Origin of the sequence: Limosilactobacillus pulli (assembly GCF_947381555.1) — a bacterium.
In the GTDB taxonomy this organism is placed as follows: Bacteria; Bacillota; Bacilli; order Lactobacillales; family Lactobacillaceae; genus Limosilactobacillus; species Limosilactobacillus pulli.
In genome coordinates this window covers 1-950 of sequence record NZ_CANCWQ010000073.1, presented here as the reverse complement: position 1 = coordinate 950, position 950 = coordinate 1, and the positions used below count along the sequence as shown (strand labels likewise).

The window sequence follows — 950 nt, the reverse complement described above, 5'->3', positions numbered from 1 at the left end:
AAAACTCAAATAACGCGGTGTTCTCGGTTTAATTGTGAATAAAGAAATAAATATTATTTAGTTTTCAAAGTACAAGCTGAGGGTAGACCCCTCAAAACTGAACACAGTTTCAACGAATGTGCAGGTTTCCGATTAATTCCTTAGAAAGGAGGTGATCCAGCCGCAGGTTCTCCTACGGCTACCTTGTTACGACTTCACCCTAATCATCTGCCCCACCTTAGGCGGCTAGCTCCCCGAAGGGTTACCCCACCGACTTTGGGTGTTGCAAACTCTCATGGTGTGACGGGCGGTGTGTACAAGGCCCGGGAACGTATTCACCGCGGCATGCTGATCCGCGATTACTAGCGATTCCGACTTCGTGCAGGCGAGTTGCAGCCTGCAGTCCGAACTGAGAACGGTTTTAAGAGATTAGCTTGCCCTCGCGAGTTCGCGACTCGTTGTACCGTCCATTGTAGCACGTGTGTAGCCCAGGTCATAAGGGGCATGATGATCTGACGTCGTCCCCACCTTCCTCCGGTTTGTCACCGGCAGTCTCACTAGAGTGCCCAACTGAATGCTGGCAACTAGTAACAAGGGTTGCGCTCGTTGCGGGACTTAACCCAACATCTCACGACACGAGCTGACGACGACCATGCACCACCTGTCATTGCGTTCCCGAAGGAAACGCCCTATCTCTAGGGTTGGCGCAAGATGTCAAGACCTGGTAAGGTTCTTCGCGTAGCTTCGAATTAAACCACATGCTCCACCGCTTGTGCGGGCCCCCGTCAATTCCTTTGAGTTTCAACCTTGCGGTCGTACTCCCCAGGCGGAGTGCTTAATGCGTTAGCTGCGGCACTGAAGGGCGGAAACCCTCCAACACCTAGCACTCATCGTTTACGGCATGGACTACCAGGGTATCTAATCCTGTTCGCTACCCATGCTTTCGAGCCTCAGCGTCAGTTGCAGACCAG

General features: G+C 52.4%; 1 rRNA gene. It reads right to left on the bottom strand.

The annotated features are described in order from the left end of the window. Window positions 1-144: 144 nt before the first annotated feature. Window positions 145-950: ribosomal RNA gene (locus QOS03_RS09135) — 16S ribosomal RNA — on the bottom strand; the annotation flags it as partial.